At 29.3% G+C, this 20,682-nt stretch carries 27 protein-coding genes; 6 read left to right on the top strand and 21 right to left on the bottom strand.

Translation table 11 applies throughout. From position 1 onward, the window contains the following. Positions 1-105: 105 nt before the first annotated feature. The 11 genes from G507_RS0113705 to G507_RS0113655 all read right to left on the bottom strand — a co-directional run bounded on the left by G507_RS0113705 (position 106) and on the right by G507_RS0113655 (position 8,053). Positions 106-840 carry an ABC transporter ATP-binding protein gene (locus tag G507_RS0113705; RefSeq protein ID WP_026718022.1) on the bottom strand — a complete coding sequence of 245 codons (735 nt, stop codon included), beginning with the start codon at positions 838-840 and terminating at the stop codon, positions 106-108. A 3-nt stretch (positions 841-843) separates the two neighbouring features. Further along, complete coding sequence (locus G507_RS0113700; protein WP_026718021.1) at positions 844-1,740, bottom strand: ABC transporter ATP-binding protein; 897 nt, start codon at positions 1,738-1,740, stop codon at positions 844-846. A 52-nt stretch (positions 1,741-1,792) separates the two neighbouring features. Further along, complete coding sequence (locus G507_RS0113695; protein ID WP_245575624.1) at positions 1,793-2,158, bottom strand: cupin domain-containing protein; 366 nt, start codon at positions 2,156-2,158, stop codon at positions 1,793-1,795. A 37-nt stretch (positions 2,159-2,195) separates the two neighbouring features. Next, positions 2,196-2,480: a cupin domain-containing protein gene (locus G507_RS0113690; protein WP_026718019.1), complete on the bottom strand. Its 285-nt coding sequence runs from the start codon at positions 2,478-2,480 to the stop codon at positions 2,196-2,198. A 197-nt stretch (positions 2,481-2,677) separates the two neighbouring features. After that, the gene (locus tag G507_RS0113685) at positions 2,678-3,550 is read right to left on the bottom strand and encodes an HlyD family secretion protein (RefSeq protein WP_026718018.1); all 873 of its coding nucleotides are present in this window, start codon (positions 3,548-3,550) and stop codon (positions 2,678-2,680) included. Position 3,551: 1 nt separating this feature from the next. Next, positions 3,552-4,802: a TolC family protein gene (locus tag G507_RS0113680; RefSeq protein WP_026718017.1), complete on the bottom strand. Its 1,251-nt coding sequence runs from the start codon at positions 4,800-4,802 to the stop codon at positions 3,552-3,554. Beyond that, positions 4,799-5,407, bottom strand: coding sequence for a TetR/AcrR family transcriptional regulator (locus G507_RS0113675; protein ID WP_026718016.1), 609 nt, complete (start codon positions 5,405-5,407; stop codon positions 4,799-4,801). The genes G507_RS0113680 and G507_RS0113675 overlap by 4 nt, the downstream gene beginning before the upstream one ends. 81 nt (positions 5,408-5,488) lie before the next feature. Next, positions 5,489-5,692: a hypothetical protein gene (locus G507_RS0113670; protein WP_026718015.1), complete on the bottom strand. Its 204-nt coding sequence runs from the start codon at positions 5,690-5,692 to the stop codon at positions 5,489-5,491. 76 nt (positions 5,693-5,768) lie between these two features. Then, positions 5,769-7,367 (bottom strand): hypothetical protein, encoded by a 1,599-nt coding sequence (locus tag G507_RS0113665; RefSeq protein ID WP_026718014.1) that lies wholly within the window; start codon positions 7,365-7,367, stop codon positions 5,769-5,771. A 54-nt stretch (positions 7,368-7,421) separates the two neighbouring features. Continuing rightward, on the bottom strand, positions 7,422-7,736 hold the full coding sequence (locus tag G507_RS0113660; RefSeq protein ID WP_026718013.1) for a hypothetical protein: 315 nt from the start codon (positions 7,734-7,736) through the stop codon (positions 7,422-7,424). A 17-nt stretch (positions 7,737-7,753) separates the two neighbouring features. Next, positions 7,754-8,053 (bottom strand): thioredoxin family protein, encoded by a 300-nt coding sequence (locus G507_RS0113655; protein ID WP_035666293.1) that lies wholly within the window; start codon positions 8,051-8,053, stop codon positions 7,754-7,756. 149 nt (positions 8,054-8,202) lie between these two features. Between G507_RS0113655 and G507_RS17405 the strand changes: the two genes are divergently transcribed. After that, a complete protein-coding gene (locus G507_RS17405) occupies positions 8,203-8,583 on the top strand; it encodes a hypothetical protein (protein ID WP_051191707.1) in 381 nt (126 codons plus the stop codon). A gap of 46 nt (positions 8,584-8,629) precedes the next feature. Then, complete coding sequence (locus tag G507_RS0113645; RefSeq protein WP_026718011.1) at positions 8,630-10,726, top strand: TonB-dependent receptor domain-containing protein; 2,097 nt, start codon at positions 8,630-8,632, stop codon at positions 10,724-10,726. 24 nt (positions 10,727-10,750) lie between these two features. Here the strand turns inward: G507_RS0113645 and G507_RS0113640 are convergent, their stop codons facing one another. Genes G507_RS0113640 through G507_RS0113620 form a run of 5 tightly spaced genes read right to left on the bottom strand, consistent with a single transcriptional unit; the run spans position 10,751 to position 13,377 of the window. Next, positions 10,751-11,215 carry a methyltransferase family protein gene (locus tag G507_RS0113640; protein ID WP_084518989.1) on the bottom strand — a complete coding sequence of 155 codons (465 nt, stop codon included), beginning with the start codon at positions 11,213-11,215 and terminating at the stop codon, positions 10,751-10,753. Then, on the bottom strand, positions 11,212-11,811 hold the full coding sequence (locus G507_RS0113635) for a class I SAM-dependent methyltransferase (protein WP_026718009.1): 600 nt from the start codon (positions 11,809-11,811) through the stop codon (positions 11,212-11,214). The genes G507_RS0113640 and G507_RS0113635 overlap by 4 nt, the downstream gene beginning before the upstream one ends. After that, positions 11,811-12,014 carry a DUF6132 family protein gene (locus G507_RS0113630; RefSeq protein WP_026718008.1) on the bottom strand — a complete coding sequence of 68 codons (204 nt, stop codon included), beginning with the start codon at positions 12,012-12,014 and terminating at the stop codon, positions 11,811-11,813. The genes G507_RS0113635 and G507_RS0113630 overlap by 1 nt, the downstream gene beginning before the upstream one ends. Positions 12,015-12,016: 2 nt before the next feature. Next, complete coding sequence (locus G507_RS17005; RefSeq protein WP_035666291.1) at positions 12,017-12,394, bottom strand: rhodanese-like domain-containing protein; 378 nt, start codon at positions 12,392-12,394, stop codon at positions 12,017-12,019. After that, entirely contained in the window at positions 12,394-13,377 is a 984-nt protein-coding gene (locus G507_RS0113620) for a c-type heme family protein (protein ID WP_026718007.1), read from the bottom strand. The genes G507_RS17005 and G507_RS0113620 overlap by 1 nt, the downstream gene beginning before the upstream one ends. 130 nt (positions 13,378-13,507) lie before the next feature. Here G507_RS0113620 and G507_RS0113615 point away from each other — a divergent pair, with 130 nt between their 5' ends. From G507_RS0113615 to G507_RS0113600, 4 genes are all read left to right on the top strand, one after another. Next, the gene (locus tag G507_RS0113615; protein WP_026718006.1) at positions 13,508-14,104 is read left to right on the top strand and encodes a Crp/Fnr family transcriptional regulator; all 597 of its coding nucleotides are present in this window, start codon (positions 13,508-13,510) and stop codon (positions 14,102-14,104) included. After that, positions 14,104-15,324, top strand: coding sequence for a hypothetical protein (locus G507_RS0113610; protein ID WP_035666289.1), 1,221 nt, complete (start codon positions 14,104-14,106; stop codon positions 15,322-15,324). Before G507_RS0113615 ends, G507_RS0113610 begins: the two co-directional genes overlap by 1 nt. A 74-nt stretch (positions 15,325-15,398) precedes the next feature. Then, positions 15,399-15,956 carry a fasciclin domain-containing protein gene (locus tag G507_RS0113605; protein ID WP_026718004.1) on the top strand — a complete coding sequence of 186 codons (558 nt, stop codon included), beginning with the start codon at positions 15,399-15,401 and terminating at the stop codon, positions 15,954-15,956. A 166-nt stretch (positions 15,957-16,122) separates the two neighbouring features. Continuing rightward, positions 16,123-16,563, top strand: a complete 441-nt coding sequence (locus G507_RS0113600) for an OsmC family protein (RefSeq protein WP_026718003.1) — start codon at positions 16,123-16,125, stop codon at positions 16,561-16,563. 57 nt (positions 16,564-16,620) lie between these two features. Here G507_RS0113600 and ric read toward each other — a convergent pair whose 3' ends face one another. The 5 genes from ric to G507_RS0113575 all read right to left on the bottom strand — a co-directional run bounded on the left by ric (position 16,621) and on the right by G507_RS0113575 (position 20,680). Continuing rightward, on the bottom strand, positions 16,621-17,343 hold the full coding sequence (gene ric, locus G507_RS0113595) for an iron-sulfur cluster repair di-iron protein (protein WP_026718002.1): 723 nt from the start codon (positions 17,341-17,343) through the stop codon (positions 16,621-16,623). Between the two features lie 107 nt (positions 17,344-17,450). Next, a complete protein-coding gene (locus tag G507_RS0113590) occupies positions 17,451-17,822 on the bottom strand; it encodes a group III truncated hemoglobin (RefSeq protein WP_026718001.1) in 372 nt (123 codons plus the stop codon). 17 nt (positions 17,823-17,839) lie between these two features. Beyond that, complete coding sequence (locus G507_RS0113585; RefSeq protein WP_026718000.1) at positions 17,840-18,607, bottom strand: ABC transporter permease subunit; 768 nt, start codon at positions 18,605-18,607, stop codon at positions 17,840-17,842. A 127-nt stretch (positions 18,608-18,734) separates the two neighbouring features. Further along, positions 18,735-19,454 carry an ABC transporter ATP-binding protein gene (locus tag G507_RS0113580; protein WP_026717999.1) on the bottom strand — a complete coding sequence of 240 codons (720 nt, stop codon included), beginning with the start codon at positions 19,452-19,454 and terminating at the stop codon, positions 18,735-18,737. Further along, positions 19,451-20,680, bottom strand: coding sequence for a nitrous oxide reductase family maturation protein NosD (locus tag G507_RS0113575; RefSeq protein WP_026717998.1), 1,230 nt, complete (start codon positions 20,678-20,680; stop codon positions 19,451-19,453). The genes G507_RS0113580 and G507_RS0113575 overlap by 4 nt, the downstream gene beginning before the upstream one ends. Positions 20,681-20,682 lie beyond the last annotated feature (2 nt).

Below are 20,682 nucleotides of genomic sequence, written 5' to 3'. Positions count from 1 at the left end.
CACTTTCAGGCTCGGGTAAGAAATTAGAAAAATCTGTTTTTGACACGGATTTTACGGATTAGCCCGGATTTTTTTGTCTTTGCTCTTTCATCTTTGTTCTTTGTGCTATTCAATATTTCTCGCTAATTTCAAAAACACTTCGTTCATGGAATCCACTTTAAATTGTTCTTTGAGCTTTTTTGGTGAATTCAAAGCTTCAATTTTACCTTCAACCATTATAGAAACTCGGTCGCAATATTCAGCTTCATCCATATAATGTGTTGTAACAAATATGGTTGTTCCTTTGTTGGCTTGTGTGTAAATCATTTCCCAAAACTGTCGTCTTGTAATGGGATCAACGCCTCCAGTTGGCTCATCTAGAAACACAATTTTTGGCTCGTGCAATAAAGCAACTGAAAAGGATAATTTTTGTTTCCAACCTAAAGGCAAAGAACCAACCAAATGATTCGCAACTTCTTGTAATTGCAATTCTTCTACTAGTTCGGCTATTTTTTCTTTTATTCTTTTTCTTGACAAACCATAAATTCCTCCAAAAAAGGTAATATTTTCTTTGATGGTTAAATCATCGTACAACGAGAATTTTTGACTCATGTAACCAATACTTTTCTTAACCATTTCGGCTTGTGAAAAAACATCGTATCCAGCAACAATTGCTTTTCCTGAAGTTGGATTTGAAATTCCGATTAGCATTTTCATAGCCGTTGTTTTTCCTGCTCCATTTGCTCCAAGAAAACCAAAAATTTCTCCTTTGTAAACATCAAAAGAAATACTATCCACTGCTGTGAAATCGCCAAATTCTTTGGTTAGGTTTTCGACTTGTATGATTTTTTCTCGGTTCATATTTTATAAATCCATAAAAACATCTTCAATACTTGTTTTTGCTGGTTGAATGATGATTTCTGAATGCTTTTTATGTTCTAAATATTCGTTTAAATCGCTTGGATTAAAATCTTTTTTGCTATCAATGTAATGAATAAATTCGCCAAAAGCATAAACACTATATTGACTTGGATAATTTTTTAAATCGTGAATTAAACCATGTGTATTTTTGGAACTTATATCGTAAATTAATTTATCATAATTTGAAATGATATTTTGTGGTGAATCGATCTTTAATATTTTCCCCTTTTGGATTAATGCTATTCTATCACAAAGTGAAGCTTCATCCATATAAGGCGTTGACACTAAAATGGTGATTCCTTTTTGCTGTAATCGCTTTAGCATTTGCCAAAATTCTTTTCGCGAAACTGGATCAACTCCAGTTGTTGGCTCGTCTAAAAACAAGACTTTTGGTGCGTGAATTAAAGCACAACATAAAGCCAATTTTTGTTTCATTCCACCAGATAATGCTCCAGCTCTACGGTTTTTAAAAGGTTCTATTTGGACGTAAATATCTTCAATTAAGTCGTAGTTTTCTTCAATGGTTGTTCCGAAAATAGTAGCAAAAAAGGTTAGGTTTTCTTCGACTGTTAAATCTTGGTATAATGAAAATTTTCCAGGCATATAACCCACAGAGTTTCTGATGGATTTATAATCTTTAACCACATCATATTCTAAAACTTTGGCTTTTCCTTCATCAGCTAATAAAAGCGTTGTTAGAATTCTAAAAATCGTTGTTTTACCTGCTCCATCTGGTCCAATTAATCCAAATAACTCTCCTTCATTTACTTCAAAAGAAATGGCATCAACAGCTTTGAGTTGTTGATAGGATTTGGAAATATTTTGGACAGAAATGCTCATATTTTAAATTTCAATTACAATGTCAATTACAAAAATCAAATTTTGAAATTGTTTATTTTATTAATAAAAAGTTGCTTTCTTCAAAAGCATCAACCCAATGTTTTACGTTTGGCTCAATTTTTACATAATCACCTGATTTTAAACTCATTTTTCTACCACTTTGATCACTATAGCTTCCGCTACCTGAAACGCAAACTAATAAGGCTGGCACAGTTGTGATGTGTTCTGCTAATTGTTTGCCTTTAGCAATTTGTAATGACACTACTTTACTTTCTGAAGGCACAAATAAAAGAGCTGTTTGAACATCTTTCTGTTCAGTATGCAAGTCTTTTAAATTCATTGTTTTTATTGGCTCTACTGTAACTGATTTACAACTAAATAAAGCAAAAAACGCTAATAATACGATTGATTTTTTCATGTTTTGGTTTTAAGAAAATTTGATTCTCTATTGAAAATTATTTGATTAATAAAAAGTTACTTTCTTCAAAAGCATCAACCCAATGTTTTACGTTTGGCTCAATTTTTACATAATCACCTGATTGTAAGCTAATATTTTTCCCTTGTTCGTCTCCAAACTTTGCTTTTCCAGAAACACAAACTAATAAAACTGGAATTTTTGAAATATGTTCTTTTAAGGTTTCTCCTTTTGCAATCTGCATGGAAATCACTTTTTCAGTCGGTTCAAATAATACATTTGTTTGAACAGCTTTGTTTTCGGTGTGAAGACTTTTTAAATTCATAGTGGTTGTTTTAGAATTAAGTTGAATTGTTTTGCATCCAAACAATATAAATAAGGATACTATTGTGATGATTTTTTAATTTTATATGTTTTTAAAATTGTTATTTTTTTTGGAACACAGATTCAAGAAATTTGAAAAATTTGAATAATCTTTTAATTTGAAATTTTCATTGATGTTGAAATTGATATTACAATTCTTTACAATTTTACTTCAGCTGGCATTCCTATTTTTAAACTGCCATCATTTTTAACCATCACTTTTACTGCATAAACCAAATTGACTCTTTCTTCTTTAGTTTGAATCACTTTTGGAGTAAACTCAGCTGAAGATGAAATCCAAGAAATAATTCCTTTATAAGATTTTGTTCCATCATTATTATCAATTGAAACCGTAACTTCTTGTCCCATTTTTATAGATGCTAATTGGGTTTCGCTAAAATAAACACGTAATGTCATTTCAGATAAATCGGCAATTTTGTATAAGGGTTTTCCAAAAGCTGTAATTTCATTTGGTTCTGCATATTTGGCCAAAACTGTTCCTTTAATCGGATTAATGATTTTAGCTTTTTTGAGTTGGTCGTTGATTTTTTCAATCTGTACTTCAATTGAATTTACTTCATTAATGATTGGTGCATTTTGTGTTGCAACGCTTTTTATTTGTTGTTGTAAAACGCTTACTTTTCCATTTACTTCGTCCACTTGTCGTTTGGTAGCAGCACTTTCAGCAAACATATTTTTAATTCGTTTTTGTTCTATCAAAGTTGTTTTTAATTGTTCGTTTAAAACACTTCGTTGTGATAAAACATTGGCAGATTTTGAATAGATTGTGTTTTTTGAAGCCATTAATTGTTGTTTGCTTAAATACAATTGAATTGTATCAATCTGACCTACAACGAAATCTTTATCTATCACATTTCCTTCTTCTGCTTTTAGAAATTCAATTTTTCCATTAGCTTCTGAAGAAATAGTAACTTCTGTTGCTTCAAAATTTCCATATGCATCTGCTTCGTTATTATCTTTGTTGCAAGAAATAAAACCTAGTGTTATAAGAAATAGTATTATGTTTTTCATTTTATAAACCTTTAATAATTTGGTAATTTACTTTTGCTAATTCGAGCTGTGTTTGATGCACCTTTTGGTTGGTTTTTGCATCGTATAATTGAGTTAGTTCAACTAAATAATCAGATGTTGTAATAACTCCATTTTTTAATTGTGAATCAGAAACTTTTAGAATTTCTTCTCGTAAAGTGATACTGTTTTCGTCAATTTCGATAATTTTTTCTATTTTATTTATTTGTGTTTCTATTTCCTTTACTTGCATCGAGTAATTTAATTCAAATGTTTCTTTTTCAGAATTTACAACCTCTTTTGCAATATCTAAGGCTTGCTTTTCAGCTTTAGTTTTATTCCAATCAAACACATTCCAATTCATTTTTAATCCAACCATATAAAAACTTTGAAAGGAATTTTCAAGCATATTTAAACCTGGATTCCCATAACCTGCTTGCCCAAAAGCGTTCAATTTTGGTAAATTACTTTTAGAAATAATTGTTTTAGATTGATCAATTTGTTGTTGTTGCAAATCAAAAAGTACTAATTCTGGACGATTTCCGTTTTTGCTATTATCAATAATTGGTCTTGTTAATTCTACATTATTTGAAATTGAAGTTGAAGTCAGACTAGCTAAATTTTGAATGTTTTCAATATGTTGAAAGTCATTTTCGATTAATTGTTGATCAATTTTTAGTAATTCAGCTTCTAAAGTTTGTTCAGATGAAGGTAATAATGCACCATATTTTACGGCTGTTTTAACTTCTTTAATTTTTTCTCCAATCTGATTTTTTTTAGACAACAATAATTCCTTTTGGTCTTGCAACAATAAAACCGACATAAAGTAATAGTTGACTTTAGATTTTAAAGGATATAAATTCACGGCCACTTGTTGTTGTTGCACTTTGGTTTGCACTTCTTTTAATTGCACATTGGCATCAATCATTCCTCCATTATATAGCAATTGATTTACATCAACTGTTGCTCTATATTGATCTTTGTTTAAGGGATTTATAGTGACATTAGGCAAACTAATTGGCAATTGAGTCACAGCAGATTGATAAGTAGCTTGAGCGTTTAAGCCTATTGTTGGTAATTTTGCTTTGTTTAATACTTCGGTTTCATAGTTTGCTTTTTGTTGTAACAACTCGTTTTGTTTGGCTAACGGATAATTTTTATCTACCAAAGCGTAACATTCTTCTATTGTTAATTTTTGTTGTGCATTTGACATCGTTATAAAAAACAAAAGCACTATTTTTAGAAAATTTTTCATTTTTTAATACTATTTATTAGCATTGAAGCTAAGTGTTTTTTTCGTTCTAAAAGCAAATCATCATATTCTTCTTCAGTAGAGTTTAAAATTTTATGAAGTAATGGCGAGCCTACAAATGGAAAAACTGCCAATGAAAACATATCAATTAATAATTGTTTCGGATTTATCGGTAGAATGGTTTCTTTTCTAATTTCCTCTTCTATTTGAAGTAAAAAATGGGTTGGTTTTGGAAATTCAGCTTGACTGAAAAAGTTTTTAGCAAAATCTGGATTGTTATTTAATTCTTGAATAATGAAGGTTGGCAAAAAACGATTTTCCATAATAAAGGAAATATACTTATCCGCAAAATTTTCAATCTTTTCGAATAAAGAATCCTCAGAGTTCAATACTTGTTGAATTTGTGGTGCTAATTGCATAAAAGCATTTTTAAATACAGCTTCAAACAACAATTGTTTACTTCTAAAATAATAATGCAACATGGCTTTGTTAATTCCAGCTTCATCGGCAATTTCTTGCATACGTGATCCAGCCAATCCTTTTTTATGAAAAATTGTGATGGCACTTTTAAAAATTATTTCTTCAGTATTTGATTCTATTTTTTTCATTTCAACTAATTGGTTTAACCATTTGGTTAACAAAGATACAAAAAAAAGCATTTCAATTAAGAAATGCTTTAATTATTATAATTAATCTTCTTTTTTAGCTTCTGCTTTTTTAGAAGAACAACAAGAACTTTTAGCTTCTGTTCCACAAGATTTTTTTTCTTCTTTAGAGCAAGATGCTTTTTCAGTTTTTGCTTTTTCTTTCTTTTTTTGTTTTGGCTCTTGAGCGCTAGCATCGAAAGAAAACATAAATAAAGCTACTGCTAATATTGTTACTAATTTTTTCATTGTGTATAGTTTTAAAATTATTTTTAATCGTTTCAGTCACAAATATATAAATATTTGTTTAACTTTTTTATTTCTTTTATTTTTTTATGATTTTTTTTGATTCGTAAAATTTATGGTCAAAAACAAATGTTAAAATAACCGTTTTAGTTTGTGCTTCTTCTAAACTAAAATCCATTTGGTTATTTCCTATTTTTAAATCTTCAATTGTTCCTTCTGATAAAATTTTTCCATCTAAACTAGACATCATATATTCTAATTCGGCTAAATATGGAATTGTCAAATCAACTTTGATAGTGTCATTTTCGGCAGGATTTGGATAAACCGTAAATGAAAACGGATTTCTTCCATCAATTTTATCAACACTTAAGGCTGGGTTATAAACCAACTTAACTTCATAAACTGTTGGATCTGCGCTAGTAGTACTAGTTTGATTATTAGTAAATGGAGAAGTCGAACTACTTTGAATTCCACCAAAAAGATGACCAATCACAAATTCATTTGCCGTTATATCTGAAAGTTTTATTACTTCATTTGAATAATGCGGTAAATTTTCATTCGGAATAAATTCCGCTCCAGCGCCTTTTAAATTAGGCATTTCAACTGGCAATTGATACTCAGTTAAAGAACCGTTAGAAGTCCTAGTCGTTCTACTAATTGTTTTTACAAAAGGAACTGTATCATCTTGAATTAAAGTACCGTTATTGTAATAATATTGACTTATTCCACCAAAAAACAGATTATGCATATTATTATTAGTTGCATCATACAAACAAGCTTTTCCTGAATGATAATTACTCAAATATTGATTAAAACCTGTTTGTGGAAAATAACCACTAGCTTTAATGTCAACTGGATACAAAAATGGTAAATCTGCATTGATTTGAAATACTCCAGAAGAAATAGTGTATCCTAATTCACCATTAGGAAATACTTGTGGTAACAGGTTATAATCCCTTCTGTGTAAATGAACAGCATCGGTTATAGCCGAATAATTACTGATAGATAATTGTGTTCCTGAATTATCAATTTCAAACTTTCTAATAGAATTTGAATAGGTTTGAGTAAACGTTGGATTATTCATAGGATTATATCGACCATCAAAACGATGACCTCCTACTAAATAAAATTCATTCCCAATTTTACCTAAATATCCTCCAGTAATTGCAAAATTTGTATTTGTAATTTGCTTAAAATAACTTGTAATACTAGCATTAGTTGTAATCGCAGTAATCAAACCTGAAACATCGATTGACGTTAATTTATCATGTGTAATATGATCATTAGTCGAAGTTGCAAAAGCATAACCACCAATTATAAACAATGCATTTCCATCTTGATAAAAATTCATGTTAGTAGATTGTAATTGCTCTTGTATTCCAGTTGCTAAAGTGGTTACAGAAGCAGACCAAGTTTGTTGTGTAGCAATATCAACTACATAAATATCCGTATTATTCTGGCTTCCCGGAAAAGCGTTAAAAGGCTGACGAGCGTGAATTCCGTCTTTTCTTCCACCTATTATTAACCATTTTCCGTTGTGTTGTCCAAATGCGTATGAATGCAAACCCGGCAAACCTGAAACAGTCACAGGTGTTAAAACTACATCATATGGAAAATTGTTTTGTCCTTGAATTAGTTGTGTTAAAACCAAGACAAGAAAAAATATAAACTTTTTCATTTTGTTATAAGTTATGTTAACTGCAATTTATGCAGCATTAAATTTAAGTCGTTTTTACAACAAAAATTTTGGAGGATGCCAAATGGTAGTCTGATAAATTGAAACAAAAAAAGTTTCATAAAACGAAGTTTCTTTTGTCAATTTAAAATCTGAAATTATACTTTTAAGTGAATAATGAATTTCATGTATCACTTGTACAGGACTAAAATTCAACCCCATTACAAACTTATAATGTTCACATTCTTTTTCTTCAGAATCATCAAATGATTGTTCACAGTTACTCCCAAATTGAAGTTTAATGGCACGCACAGAAGGCAATGCCGTTAAAGCAATCAAGTAGATAAAAAGTATGTAAACTTTAAATTTCATGGTGTAAATATAAGATTTTAAACTATTGCTAATATTTTTTTTACGATTTGTTGTTTGGATAATATTTCAGTGGTTCTCCAAATTAATTTTTCACTTTGAAAACAAACTATTGTGGGAGCCGTATCAATTTTATAAATTTTCACGAATTCAGGCACTTCTTTCAAAGAAACAACATTAATTTCTACTCTTTTTCCAAGAGTATTTTTGACTTGTTGCAAAATTGGCTTATTCATTGCACAAGGTCCACAATTTGTATTAATAAATTCAATCAATACAATTTCTTCTGATTTTATAATTTGAAATAAATCCTTTTCCATGTAAAAAATAGTAAATAAATGTACAGCAATGAAGAATATACATTTTTATTAGTTTACGCTAATTTAAGAATTCTTTCTATGCTACTCTGTAACAATTATCACTTTCTACATAAAAGTTTATACTGAAATTTGAACAATTTTTAAAATGAATGAACAAATCGATTCAAAATAGTTTTATTTTTCTTATCACAATTAGCATTTTATGTTTTAATTTAAAAACTACTATTTTACAATTTGAATATTCTTTTTTTAATGATAGTTTTACAGAACAATTTTGCGAAAACAAAGCAAAACCAGAGCTTAAATGTAACGGTAAATGTCATTTAAAAAAGGTAAATAAAGAACAAGACACTCAAAACTCTTCAAAAAAAATAGTTACAGATAGTGAAGTTGTTTTTTTAAATGCAACTCAGAATTTTAATTTTTCTATTGTCACTGCTTTAAAGAAAAAAACAATATGTGTTAAAAAAGATTTATTTAAATCTGATACTTATTATCCCATAGAACATCCACCACAAAATTTGATTTAACATCTTATAAGCTAAATAGCTACAATGTTTAATCAAATTTATAAAAATGAAAAAAATAATTTGTGTCCTAACAATGATAGGCACGTTAGTTGGATACGCTCAAGAACCAACAAAAGCAATAGATACAACAAAAGTTACACTTTTAAATGAAGTAATTGTAACAGATTCTCAAATTAAAAATCCTGCCCAGATTATTGTTAAGCAAGATTTTATGGAAAAAGTAGTGCAGCCTAAAAATTCAGGGGAATTATTTAAAGACATCAATGGTTTTCATCTTATAAAAAGAGGAAATTATGCTGTTGACCCAGCCTTTAGAGCTTCACAATACGAACAATTAAATGTTCAAATTGATGGCGGAACGAAAGCTTTTCACGCGTGTCCAAACAGAATGGATCCAATTACAACATTAGTTAATCCTGAAGAAGTTAGTAAAATTGAAATTATAAAAGGTCCGTTTTCAGTTCGTTATGGAAATACTTTTGGCGGACTTATTAATCTCGTTTCAAAATCTCCAGCCAACAATACCAAACTTATTAGCGGAAGTGTTTCTTCTGGTTATGAAAGCAATGGAAACTCTGTTGTCAATATGATCACATTAGATAGTAAAATTAAAAAGTTTGACTTTTCTGGAAATATTAGCCATAGAGATTACGGAAACTATAAAGACGGAAATCAAAACGAAATACCTTCATCTTTTAGAAGTTTAGGTTATGGGTTAAAAACAGGTTATCAAATTTCAGACAAGCAACGTTTACAAGCTACTTTCCGTCAAAATTTTGGTCGTGATGTATTGCACGCAGGTTTACCAATGGATACGGATGAAGACAATAGCACATTGGCAAATTTGGATTACAAACTAGAGAAAAATGGTGATTATTTTAAAGGATTGACTGCAAAAGTATATTACTCGTTTGTAGATCATATTATGAGCAATACTAATAGAGCAACATTTGCAACATCAGAAGCTGTTTCTGCAGTAGAGGCTACAACTTATGGTGGAAAATTAGAAACCGAATGGCGTTTAGGCTCTAAAGTCAACCTTTTTACCGGAGTTGATATGGTAAATTTATCAAGAGAAGGTGATAGAGATAGGTTAGTAAAACGTAATATGATGGGAAATCCATTACCAACACCTTTAGCTTTTACTGATAAAGTTTGGCAAGATAGTTACTCCAATGACTTTGGATATTTTGCAGAAACTAAAATAAAAGCATCTAATAAATCTTGGTTAACTGTTGGTTCGCGTTTAGACTTTGTTACCTCAGATGCAACTGATTTAGATGCAACTTTTGCAACTTTATATCCAAATTTAGAAAAGAGAAATGAAACCGTTTATAGTGGAACTGTTTCCTACAAATATCTTTTTAATCCAAAGTACAAAATGGAAGCTTCTTTTGGTAGAGGTGCAAGACCTGCTAATATTGAAGAGCGTTATATTTCGTTTTTTAATATTGGAAGGGATGCTTATGAATATGTAGGAAATCCAAATTTAAAACCCGAAGTCAACAATCAATTTGAGGTAAGTTTTGATGGTAAGAATGACTTAAAAGGATTCTTTAATTCAGTTCAATATGGAACATCTGTCTTTTATTCTATTTATGAAAACTATATTTTAGGAGTTGTTGATGAAACATTAACTCGAAAATACAATGCAACCACACCACCTATTCATCCGAAGGTTTTTAGAAATATTGACAATGCTTTAAAAACAGGATTTGAAGTATATGGAAATGTGAAATTTTACAACAATTTCAATTTTGGAACAGAAGTATCGTACACTTATACAGAAAATAAAGATTTTAACGAAAGCTTACCTTTAACACCACCTTTAGTAACAAGGTTGAAGTTAGGTTATGATTACAAAAAGTTTTGGGCAAAAGCACTATATACTTTAACAGCCAAACAAGACAAAATTTCAACTAGTTATGATGAAATTGCAACAGCTGGTTATGAAGTAATGGATTTGAATATCGGTTATAAACCTGTAGAATCATTATCAATCGGAATGGGACTTTTAAATGTATTTGACCAATATTACAACAACCACTTAACTTTTGCTTTCAATAATGTGGCTGGTTATGGAAGAGTTCCTATCACAGAACCTGGAAGAAACTTTACTTTGTTTGTGAATTATAAGTTTTAAAACTCTCAAAAAAGCCTCAAGTTATTATGCTTGAGGCTTTTTTATTTTTGGGAAAAATCGGTTTACTTTTTTCTTGTAATCGTTATAATTTGAAAACTTTTGAAGTAATTTTTGCTCTTCATAATTGGTTTTGAAATAAAACAAAAGCAATAAAATTAAAGCAATTGCTATTTTAAAATAGGACGCTTTAAAAAAAGCATATCCAAGAGTAAATAAGATAAGTCCACTGTAAATCGGATGTCTACTGAATTTGTACATTCCAAAAGTGATTAATTCAGAATCCGTTTTAGGTGTTGGAAAAACAGTTAGATTTTTATTGAGTTGTAAAACCGAAAGTACAGAAATCACAACACCTAAAATTGAAATTACTAAAGCTATATATTTTAATAATTGCGGAATTTCAAATTTGGGTAAAAAATCAAAAGCATAGATTCCAAATAATAGAAATTGTATGCTTACAAATAGATAATCTTTCCAAGATTTCATCATTTTTTCTTTCCTGTAAATCGAACTACAGAACCTTTTCCTTTATGAAAAGCTCCTTCGCTTAATTCGATAATTTCTGTTTTTAAGAAATCGAAATCTACATGCTGAAATTCATCTTTTACTTCTTCTTCAGAAAAAAGCATTTCACTATCTTTTGGTCCACCTGATGTATATTGCAATTGCTCTTTACTAAATGCTTCAAAAATTATAATGCCGTTAGGTTTCACTAATCGCAAAATTTGTTTATGCATAGCTTTTCGAATGGCTTTTGGAAAATGAGCATAAATTAATACAACTCCATCAAATGAAGCTTCTTTATACTTTAAATCTTCTAAAACACCAACTTGATAATCAATAATAACGTCATTATCTTGAGCTAATTTGTCAGCTTTCTTTTTACCTTCACTACTCGTGTCAAAAGCTACAACTTTAAAACCACTCTTTGCGGCAAAAACAGCATTTCGACCTTCCCCTTCCGCAGGAAATAAAATTTTTCCGCTTTTAGGTAATTTAGAAATAGATGCTTCTAAAAATTGATTGGGCTGAATTCCGTAAGTATATTCTTTTTCAGCATATCGTTGATTCCAAAAATCGCTCATTATTTCTCTTTCTTTTTAGGTGAAGTTACAAACATATTGAACAACAATCCACCCATTAGTCCACCATATAATGTACTATTTAGAGGTTTTGATGTTATGGCACAAGTTCCTGAAGCACAACCCACATAATGATAATAAGCATAGCCTGCAATTAAGCCAACCACTACTCCAATTCCGGTTAAAATATATTGTTTTTTTGTCATAATTACTTACAATTTGAATGTTCCCCACAACATAATTTTTCTTGAACAATTGATTCTCCTTTAATTGGATATTCTTTTTGAGCCCATTTTGAAAGACCTTTTTTCATATTCAATAAATTGGTAAAACCATATTCATTTAAAAATTGAACTGCTCTTAGACTTCTTTCGCCAGTTAAACAAGCCAAAATAACTTTTTCATCTTTAGGAATTTCGTTCATTCTTTCAGTCAACTGACTCATTGGAATATTCAAAACTCGAGGCACATCAAATGAAAATTGATTGAATTCATTTTCTTCACGAACATCTAACAAAAGATAATTACGTTTTATTAATTCTAAAGTGCTTGTTGGGCAAACTTCTTTTATTTTTATAGTTTCCATTATTTCTTCTTATCAAAAGTGATACTCCAAATTCCTCTAACTTCATTTTCTCCATAACCCACGGCTAAATCTTTTGGATATAATTTTAAAATTTGTTTAGCAACTTCTGGTTTAATATTTTCAGGTTTTCCATGACATTGCAAACACATTGTGTTGGTTGGAATTGGATAATAAAAATGTACTTTATCTCCTTTATCAATGGTAACCGGTTTTGGTTCTCTTTTAGCTACTAAATCTTTTTTAAATTGTTCTATATAAACTAATTCTTCAGCATTTGCTTTATTATTTGGATTTCTATTTTTGTCGGAAACTCTTTTAATAGTTGCATTATATTTGACAGACATACTATCCGTTAATGGCATAGCCTGAATATTACAAAAAGCTAAGGCTTCTAATGTTCCTTTCTTTTGAATCGCTCCCATTAAGTTTTGACCTAACAATTTTTTGGTTGAAAGCGCATATTCCAATCCGATTTCTTCATAGGTTTTTTGTTTTTCAACTACAATTACTTTTTTTCCTGGTTGTGTCCAATCATCATTTCCGTGTCCTTGCCAATGTTCTTTGAACCAATTTGGTTCTTCAATTTGATAATCAAACATAAAATCGGCAATTTGAGCTACTGTATTTTCAGGGAAAACTTGTTTGGGCATTACCCCAAATTTTTTAACAGCACCGTGCATTTTAGTATTATCTTCTGTTGGATTTTCCACAAAATTAGAAATAGCTTTTATGAAATCTTCTTTTGAATCATAATCCATTAAATATCTCGCTTTTATCGCAATCATTGGTGGAGCAATTCTACCTTCATTTTCTTTAGCACTTGGACTATGGCACAAATAACAATGCGTTTCCATTAGTTTTTTACCGTTGTGTTCAATGGTGTCTAATTGAGCCGTTTCGTTTTGAATTGGTTTATACTTTTCCTTCTTTTCATTGCAAGAAAAAAGGAAAACTGAAAGTAAAAGTAAAAGCAGGTTTTTCATAAGATAGTATTTAAAGCAAATTTACATACTTCATTACTTTTTAATTGTAACGATTGTTACAAATATGACAATTATCATATTTTAATTCCCTGATAATTAGCATTTTTGTATAGTACAAATTAGGTGTGTTATGCAAATAGATGTAGATATCTTATTCACTTGGGGAGCAGTAGCTAAGAAATATTTAAAAGATGAAATTATCTTTTATGAAGATGATAGTGCTTTATTTTATTATCAAATAGTAGAAGGTGCGGTTAAGATGTTTTGCTCCAATGAGGATGGAAAAGAATTTACGCAAGGTGTCTTTGAAAAAGGATGTAGTTTTGGTGAACCACCCTTATTCATTGATGAAATTTACCCGTGTACTGCTATAGCTACACAAGATAGCGTAGTTATTAAAATATCAAAAGACAAATTTTTGACAATAATTGCAGAATATCCTGAAATTAATAAGAGCATTATGAAACTTTTAGCTTTGCGAATTTTTAAAAAATCGTTAACCAATAAAAATATTGTCAATCAAAAGCCTGAATATAGAATCCATGCTTTTTTAAGAGATTATAAACAAAAAAATGGTGTTTCAGATTCTGAAAAACTTCAAATACCCTATACAAGACAAGAAATTGCAGATTTTACAGGATTACGTGTAGAAACTGTAATTAGAACTCTATCTCTAATGAATAAATGCAATAAGGTCGAAATAAACAATCACAAATTATTTTATTAATGAAATTAAATTTTTCATGCTGGATTAAATTTTCCTTATTTAATTTATTGTTAGTCGCGTCATTAGGTCTTTTAATGCGTTATAAAATTGCCTTCGAGTTTCCATTTCTAAATCAAAAAAACATTCAACATTCGCATTCACATTTTGCCTTTGCGGGTTGGGTTTCTCAAACTTTAATTGTTTTGATGGTTCATTTCTTATCCAAACAAAATAGCGCTATAAATCTTGAAAAATATAAAAACGTTTTTATCGCTAATTTAATTTGTGCTTACATAATGCTTTTTAGTTTTATCTTTCAGGGTTATGGATTAATTTCAATATTATTCTCAACTTTATCTATATTCGTTTCATTTTGGTTTTCAATTTTATACTTCAAAGATTTAAAACAAATTCCAAAAGACAATTTATCAATAAACTGGTTTAAAGCCGCCTTAATTTTCAATGTTTTATCTTCTTTAGGAACTTTTGCATTAGCTTATATGATGGCTACTAAAAATATAACGCAAGACTTCTATTTATCATCCATTTATTTTTATTTACACTTTCAATATAATGGATGGTTTTGGTTTGCTTGTTTAGGTTTATTCATGAATCAACTCACACCAACCTTAGGTATTGAAAAAGCGAATAAAAATATTTTTCTTTGGTTTTTTATCAGTTGTATTCCAGCATATTTATTATCTGTCTTATGGCTTGAATTACCCATTTGGATTTATAGTATAGCGGTTATAAGTTCGGTTCTTCAGGGCTTGGCTTGGGTGAAATTCATACAAGTTATAGTTCCAAATTTCATTAAAACCTTTTCATTGGCTCCTTTCTTTAAATGGATTTATGTTAGTATAATAGTGTGTGTTTCTATTAAATTCATATTGCAATTCGGTTCAACCATTCCGATAATCGGAAAATTAGCTTTTGGATTTAGACCTATAGTTATTGCTTATTTGCATTTGGTTTTACTAGCCATTATTTCTGGATTTTTATTGGTTTACTTATTTACAAATCACTTAGTACTTCAAAATAACAGTATCAAAAAAGCATTAGCTCTATTTATTATTGGTATTTTTTTAAATGAATTGGTTCTAGCTATACAAGGAATTGCTTCTTTCAGCTATACATTAATTCCTTATGCAAACGAGATGCTTTTTGCAATAGCCATTATTCTATTTTCTGGAGCTTTTAGCATGCTTTATTTAAATGCAAAAAAGTTTAAAAAAGCATAGTTTTATGATTTGACTCATAAAATAAATTGTGGTTATGATGGTACTTTGTAGTATAATATTAAAGTATAACCATTATGAAAAAAACGATCTCATTTTTAGTCCTTACATCTTTATTCTTTTTAGGAAGTTGTAAAGAGAACAATGAAGCAACACAAGAAACAACAACTACAGAAACTAGTACTGATTTAAGTGTTGGACAAGAAGGTGTTCAAGATGATGCTTCAAACCCAAATATTGTGCAAGTTGCATCTGGCAGCAAAGATCATTCAACATTAGTTGCAGCATTAAAAGCAGCTGGACTTGTAACTTCGCTAAGTAATGCAGGACCATTTACCGTTTTTGCTCCAACAAATGCTGCTTTCGACAAATTACCAGCTGGAACTGTTGATGATTTATTAAAACCAGAGAAAAAAGGTGATTTAGAAAATATTTTAGGCTACCATACTTATGTTGGTGTTTTAAAAACTGAATACATGCAAGACGGTCAAGATTTTGATATGGTTTACGGTGGAAAAGTAAAAATCACTAAAAAAGATGATAAAACGTTTGTAAATGGTTCTGAAATTGTTGCTACAATTGAAACTTCAAACGGAATTATTCATGTAATTAATGACGTTTTATTACCCAAATAAAAGATAATTATTAATTCAAAAATTGTTCTTTTTAATTGAGAAAAGCATAGGCTGTCGTAACCTATGCTTTTTTTATATCTTGTAAAAAATGATGTAAAATGACTAATGTCATATAATTAATTAAAAATAAATAGTCTATTTGTGTATAAATTAAAACTTATTCATAATGGAAAATCACGTATACAATGTAAACTTAAAATGGACTAATGATAGAAAAGGAACTATATCTTCTCCTGAATTACCCATAAGTATTGAAGTTGCAACACCACCAGAATTTGACAAAGGAATGCCTAATATTTGGTCTCCTGAACATTTATTTACTGCTTCAGTTGTAAGTTGTTTTATGACGACTTTTTTAGCTATTGCTGAATATTCAAAATTTGATTTCATTTCATTTAAGTGTGATTCTGAAGGAATTTTAGAAAAAATAGAAGGTAAATATTTAATAACTAAAATTATATTGAAACCTGAAGTAGTAATTTCTGATCCAGAAAAAATAGAAAGAGCAAAACGTATTTTAGAAAAATCAGAAGCAGCTTGTTTAGTTTCTAATTCTATTAAAAGTGAAATAGTATTAAAATCAATAGTAACTATTGAAAATTATTAATCAAAAAAAAGCATAGTATTTTGAACTATGCTTTTTGTATGGATCACTTCTTAAGTTTTAGCTAAACTTCTTTTGCATTTCAATCGCTTTTGGAAATAAAATATTGTTTTCTAAATGAATGTGTTTGTGTAAATCTTGTTCAAATTCTTGCAACATAGAAAACGTAACTTTATAAGTATTACAAGCATCAGTTGGTGGCGTGTAATTTTTAGTTAATGCTGCAATTTTAACAAAACGATCTCCTTCATTTTCGTGTTCATGTTTCATCATGGCAATTGGATTTTCTACAGTTCCAAAATGAGGTTGCTCAATTAAATGTCCTGTTCTACTAGCAGATTCCAATTTTTTGATGAAAGGAAATAAAATCAATTCTTCTTTTTTCATATGTTGTGCTAAATCTCCTGCGCATCCATCAAACAATTCTTTTATTTCAAATAATTCAGGATGATTATGTCCATGAACTTTGCATAATTTATCTAAAAATGCGACTAAAACAGCTGATTTTTCTTCCACATAACGATGATGTGTTTTTTCGATATAATCAATTAATAAATCACTTGGCCATGATTTAAAATCTATTGCTCCATCTGATTTTGTTTCTAAAAGTTGCGTAACTTCATTTTCAATTTGAGAAAAATCCATTCCTTTTTTTTCACAAGCTTCTTCGATAGTTCTGTTTCCTTTGCAACAAAAATCAATTCCGTATTTTGAAAAAACTGCTGCAGTTCTGAAATCTTTGGCTACATATTCGCCTATTGTTGGTTGTTCTAAAACATTCATATAATTTGAATTTAAATTAAAAAACAGCTCGTAAACTTTTTACGAACTGTTCAAAATTATTGATAAAACAAATAAATTTTTATGCTTTAAATCATACTTAACAAAATTTAACTTAATGCTTTATCCATCATTGCTTTTGAAATATTCATAGCTCTATTTTTAATTTCTTCGGCTTTTTCTCCTTTAAATAATGCATCTACAGTTTCATTAAACAATGTGTTCCAACGGTTAAAATGTGTGAAATTCATTGGTGCTTTTTGATTTAACTCTTTGTGCGTTTTCATGGGATTTCCATCAAAATTTGCGGTAGAAAAAAGTATATTTTCCCAAAAATCATACATTCTTGGCAAATGTAATTCCCAATTAACATGGGCTACATTTGTAAAAATATGCCCAATTAAAGGATCGTTTTTAGTTTTATTATAAAAAGTATCTACTAATTTAATAATGTCTGCTCTATTTTGAATATCTTTCTTCATAACGCATTTTTTTAAGGTTATAAATCTTTGCTTTTAAACATTTTTAAGGAAATAGAAAAAGGAATAATTGCCCATAAACACAATAGTAGAAAAGAAACAATTAATCCTAATGAAGTACCAAAAAAGTCTTTAAAAATAGCTCCTGTGTAACCCATCATTGCAGAAACATCTAGATGTAATAAAATTTGAATTCTAGCTAAATCTATTGGACTTAATGCTGTTATTCCAACCATGGCTTTTTCTATTGGATAATCTGCAAATTGGAATAATAAAAACAAAACCAATCCGTCAAAAAGCAAAGCAAAAAACAACCAGATCATAATTGCAATTCCGATTCCTTTGGCTTTATCTCTTGTCACAATTGAACTTAAAAATGCCAAAGCCACAAAAACTATCGAAATAATACTTCCAACGCTAATCATCATAAAACCAACAGCATTTGGACTATAAATTAATAATGGAATTCCGGCCCCAAGTAAGAAAGCAATGACCATTGATGTGGATAATCCTATGAATAAACTCATCCAGATTTTGACTCTTTTTATGGGCTGACTTAATAAAAGTTCAATAAATTCAGAACTGTTATATAAATATATGGTTGCAAAAAGTATTGAAACTAAAGGAACTGTAAATAAAATTACATTCAATATAGTTAACAAACCTTTTGATGAATTATCTTCTAAGGCAAACGAACTCCAAGATAAAATAGCTAATATTAATGTAAAAGCTAAAACTATTTTGTTCTTTAAAATATCGGATAATATAATTTTTATAATTCTATTCATTTTTTTAATTAGTTTAAAACACATAGAAACATAGTTTCATTGATTGTGTTAAGATGCTTCACATTATATAGATTTCAGAGCTATGTAAAAACAGGAAGCTATTTAAAAATATTATAATTCTATGATTCTATGTGGTTAAATTCTTTTTTGATTTCAATATTGATGCAATAGCCTTAGAAATTTTAGTTTCATTAGTTTCTTCTAAAAGTGTAGCTACTTTTTTATGAAAATGAACTTCACCTTCTTGCATGAAAACAATTTCGGTAATTAAATCATCTAATTCACTCAATAAATGTGATGTAATTAGAATTAATTTTCCTTTTTCTTTTTCTTTGATGATTTTTTCTTTTAATACTTCTGATGCCAATGGATCTAGTCCAGCTGTTGGTTCATCTAAAATCAAAACATCTGGATTGAATAAAAAAGCTAATGTGGCACTTACTTTTTGCGTTGTTCCTCCAGAAAGCGTTCGCATTTGTTTGTCGAACATTTTTTCTAATTCAAAGGCTTTTATCAAATCTTCATCTAACACTTCATTTGAACTTCTAATGGTTTTAATCATTTCAATTACTTGTCCGATTGTCATTGTATCCGGATAACGGCCAATTTGTGGCATATATCCAATATTATTTCGGTACAAATATTCGTTTTTTATTGATTTTTCGTTAAAAATAATGGTTCCATTATCAGGTAAAACCATTCCTAAAATAGATTTTATTAAAGTGGTTTTTCCGCAACCGTTTGGACCAATTAGCGCAATACATTCTCCTTTTTTACAAGTAAGATTAACGTTTTTTAATACTTCTAATTTTCCAAATTTTTTGTTTACTTGGCTTACTTCAATCATAGTGGCAATGGCTTCATTAATGGTTTATTATCTACAAAATTATCGGGTGTTATACTGGGTAACACTTTTTCAGATTTATCTAAAAGAGTAATCATAAAACTCCTATATAACAACATAGTTGATGGGTTACTTTCGACCAAAACTGCAAATAAGCTTAATGGGTGATAAGGTACATCGCCAACTCCATCTCTATTTAAATCATATCCTTCATATTTATCCCAATAGTTATTGTTAAAAGTATTTAGAACAAGACTTCCGTTGGTGCTTATATCGAAAGTATTTTTTAAAAAATTATTATTTACAATTTCATTATCCATACAATTAGCCTGAATTTTCATTCCCCAACCGTTTGAAATGAATTGGTTTTTCTCAATTTTATTACGACTTCCACCTTCTAAATAAATTCCAGAAGTGTTGGATATAAATTTATTATTAAAAATATAACTGTCTGAAATGTCTTTTAAAAGTAGTCCATAAGCAGAATCACCCCAATTTTGTTCGAAGGTATTATTAAACATTTTAACACCTTTAGTGTACATAACCGATACTCCTGCTCCATTATTTCTAAAAATATTTGTTATATAAGTATCGCTGTGAGAAAACATAAAATGCAATCCATATCTAACGTTATTTGTACTGATGTTTCTCCAAATTAAAGAGTCAAAAACAAATTCAAAATAAATACCATCTCTATGGCCATCTATTCTATTTGCAATTATTAAGATATCGTTTGATTTCCAACAGTGTATTCCGTTTCCAAGTTGTTGTTCTTCCTTACCATATGCTTTTAAACGATTATTTTTTATGGTACACTTCTGGCAATTCTGAAGGTAAATACCAAAAAAATTATCATCTAAAACATTATTCTGAATTATAACATACTTAGCGTTATATACTTTGATGCCGCACGGATCTGTTATAGTTGCATAAGCCGATTTGATTACTTTAAAACCATCTACTACGACACTATCTGATTTTATCGATAAGACTTCATGTTTCTTTTCACCGTCTAAAACGGGTAAACCTTTGCCTATAAACACAATCTTTTTATCAATTATTATATTTCCTTCTTTGTACCATCCTCCATGAACCATTAATGTATCACCATCTTTTGTTAAAGCGATTCCTTCTTTTACCGACTTTATAGGATAATTTTTTCCTACGTGAATTGTGGTTGCATTCAGAGAAAATGAAAAAAGAAGCAGTATAATTAAAAAATATTTCATTT

The sequence above is a fragment of the Flavobacterium gelidilacus DSM 15343 genome, assembly GCF_000422685.1.
GTDB lineage: Bacteria > Bacteroidota > Bacteroidia > Flavobacteriales > Flavobacteriaceae > Flavobacterium > Flavobacterium gelidilacus.
Note: the sequence above shows the minus strand (reverse complement) of the source record. Positions and strands in the feature narration are given on the sequence as shown.

Coding starts and splice junctions, on each gene's coding strand:
- G507_RS0113685 (WP_026718018.1), bottom strand. CDS start 3,550: ATGAAAAACATAATACTATTTCTTATAACACTAGGTTTTATTTCTTGC.
- G507_RS0113680 (WP_026718017.1), bottom strand. CDS start 4,802: ATGAAAAATTTTCTAAAAATAGTGCTTTTGTTTTTTATAACGATGTCA.
- G507_RS0113660 (WP_026718013.1), bottom strand. CDS start 7,736: ATGAAATTTAAAGTTTACATACTTTTTATCTACTTGATTGCTTTAACG.
- G507_RS17405 (WP_051191707.1), top strand. CDS start 8,203: ATGAACAAATCGATTCAAAATAGTTTTATTTTTCTTATCACAATTAGC.
- G507_RS0113615 (WP_026718006.1), top strand. CDS start 13,508: ATGCAAATAGATGTAGATATCTTATTCACTTGGGGAGCAGTAGCTAAG.
- G507_RS0113665 (WP_026718014.1), bottom strand. CDS start 7,367: ATGAAAAAGTTTATATTTTTTCTTGTCTTGGTTTTAACACAACTAATT.
- G507_RS0113605 (WP_026718004.1), top strand. CDS start 15,399: ATGAAAAAAACGATCTCATTTTTAGTCCTTACATCTTTATTCTTTTTA.
- G507_RS0113700 (WP_026718021.1), bottom strand. CDS start 1,740: ATGAGCATTTCTGTCCAAAATATTTCCAAATCCTATCAACAACTCAAA.
- G507_RS0113670 (WP_026718015.1), bottom strand. CDS start 5,692: ATGAAAAAATTAGTAACAATATTAGCAGTAGCTTTATTTATGTTTTCT.
- G507_RS17005 (WP_035666291.1), bottom strand. CDS start 12,394: ATGGAAACTATAAAAATAAAAGAAGTTTGCCCAACAAGCACTTTAGAA.
- G507_RS0113675 (WP_026718016.1), bottom strand. CDS start 5,407: ATGAAAAAAATAGAATCAAATACTGAAGAAATAATTTTTAAAAGTGCC.
- G507_RS0113695 (WP_245575624.1), bottom strand. CDS start 2,158: ATGAAAAAATCAATCGTATTATTAGCGTTTTTTGCTTTATTTAGTTGT.
- G507_RS0113640 (WP_084518989.1), bottom strand. CDS start 11,215: ATGATGAAATCTTGGAAAGATTATCTATTTGTAAGCATACAATTTCTA.
- G507_RS0113620 (WP_026718007.1), bottom strand. CDS start 13,377: ATGAAAAACCTGCTTTTACTTTTACTTTCAGTTTTCCTTTTTTCTTGC.
- G507_RS0113610 (WP_035666289.1), top strand. CDS start 14,104: ATGAAATTAAATTTTTCATGCTGGATTAAATTTTCCTTATTTAATTTA.
- G507_RS0113585 (WP_026718000.1), bottom strand. CDS start 18,607: ATGAATAGAATTATAAAAATTATATTATCCGATATTTTAAAGAACAAA.
- G507_RS0113600 (WP_026718003.1), top strand. CDS start 16,123: ATGGAAAATCACGTATACAATGTAAACTTAAAATGGACTAATGATAGA.
- G507_RS0113705 (WP_026718022.1), bottom strand. CDS start 840: ATGAACCGAGAAAAAATCATACAAGTCGAAAACCTAACCAAAGAATTT.
- G507_RS0113690 (WP_026718019.1), bottom strand. CDS start 2,480: ATGAATTTAAAAAGTCTTCACACCGAAAACAAAGCTGTTCAAACAAAT.
- G507_RS0113645 (WP_026718011.1), top strand. CDS start 8,630: ATGAAAAAAATAATTTGTGTCCTAACAATGATAGGCACGTTAGTTGGA.
- G507_RS0113580 (WP_026717999.1), bottom strand. CDS start 19,454: ATGATTGAAGTAAGCCAAGTAAACAAAAAATTTGGAAAATTAGAAGTA.
- ric (WP_026718002.1), bottom strand. CDS start 17,343: ATGAATGTTTTAGAACAACCAACAATAGGCGAATATGTAGCCAAAGAT.
- G507_RS0113630 (WP_026718008.1), bottom strand. CDS start 12,014: ATGACAAAAAAACAATATATTTTAACCGGAATTGGAGTAGTGGTTGGC.
- G507_RS0113575 (WP_026717998.1), bottom strand. CDS start 20,680: ATGAAATATTTTTTAATTATACTGCTTCTTTTTTCATTTTCTCTGAAT.
- G507_RS0113655 (WP_035666293.1), bottom strand. CDS start 8,053: ATGGAAAAGGATTTATTTCAAATTATAAAATCAGAAGAAATTGTATTG.
- G507_RS0113590 (WP_026718001.1), bottom strand. CDS start 17,822: ATGAAGAAAGATATTCAAAATAGAGCAGACATTATTAAATTAGTAGAT.
- G507_RS0113635 (WP_026718009.1), bottom strand. CDS start 11,811: ATGAGCGATTTTTGGAATCAACGATATGCTGAAAAAGAATATACTTAC.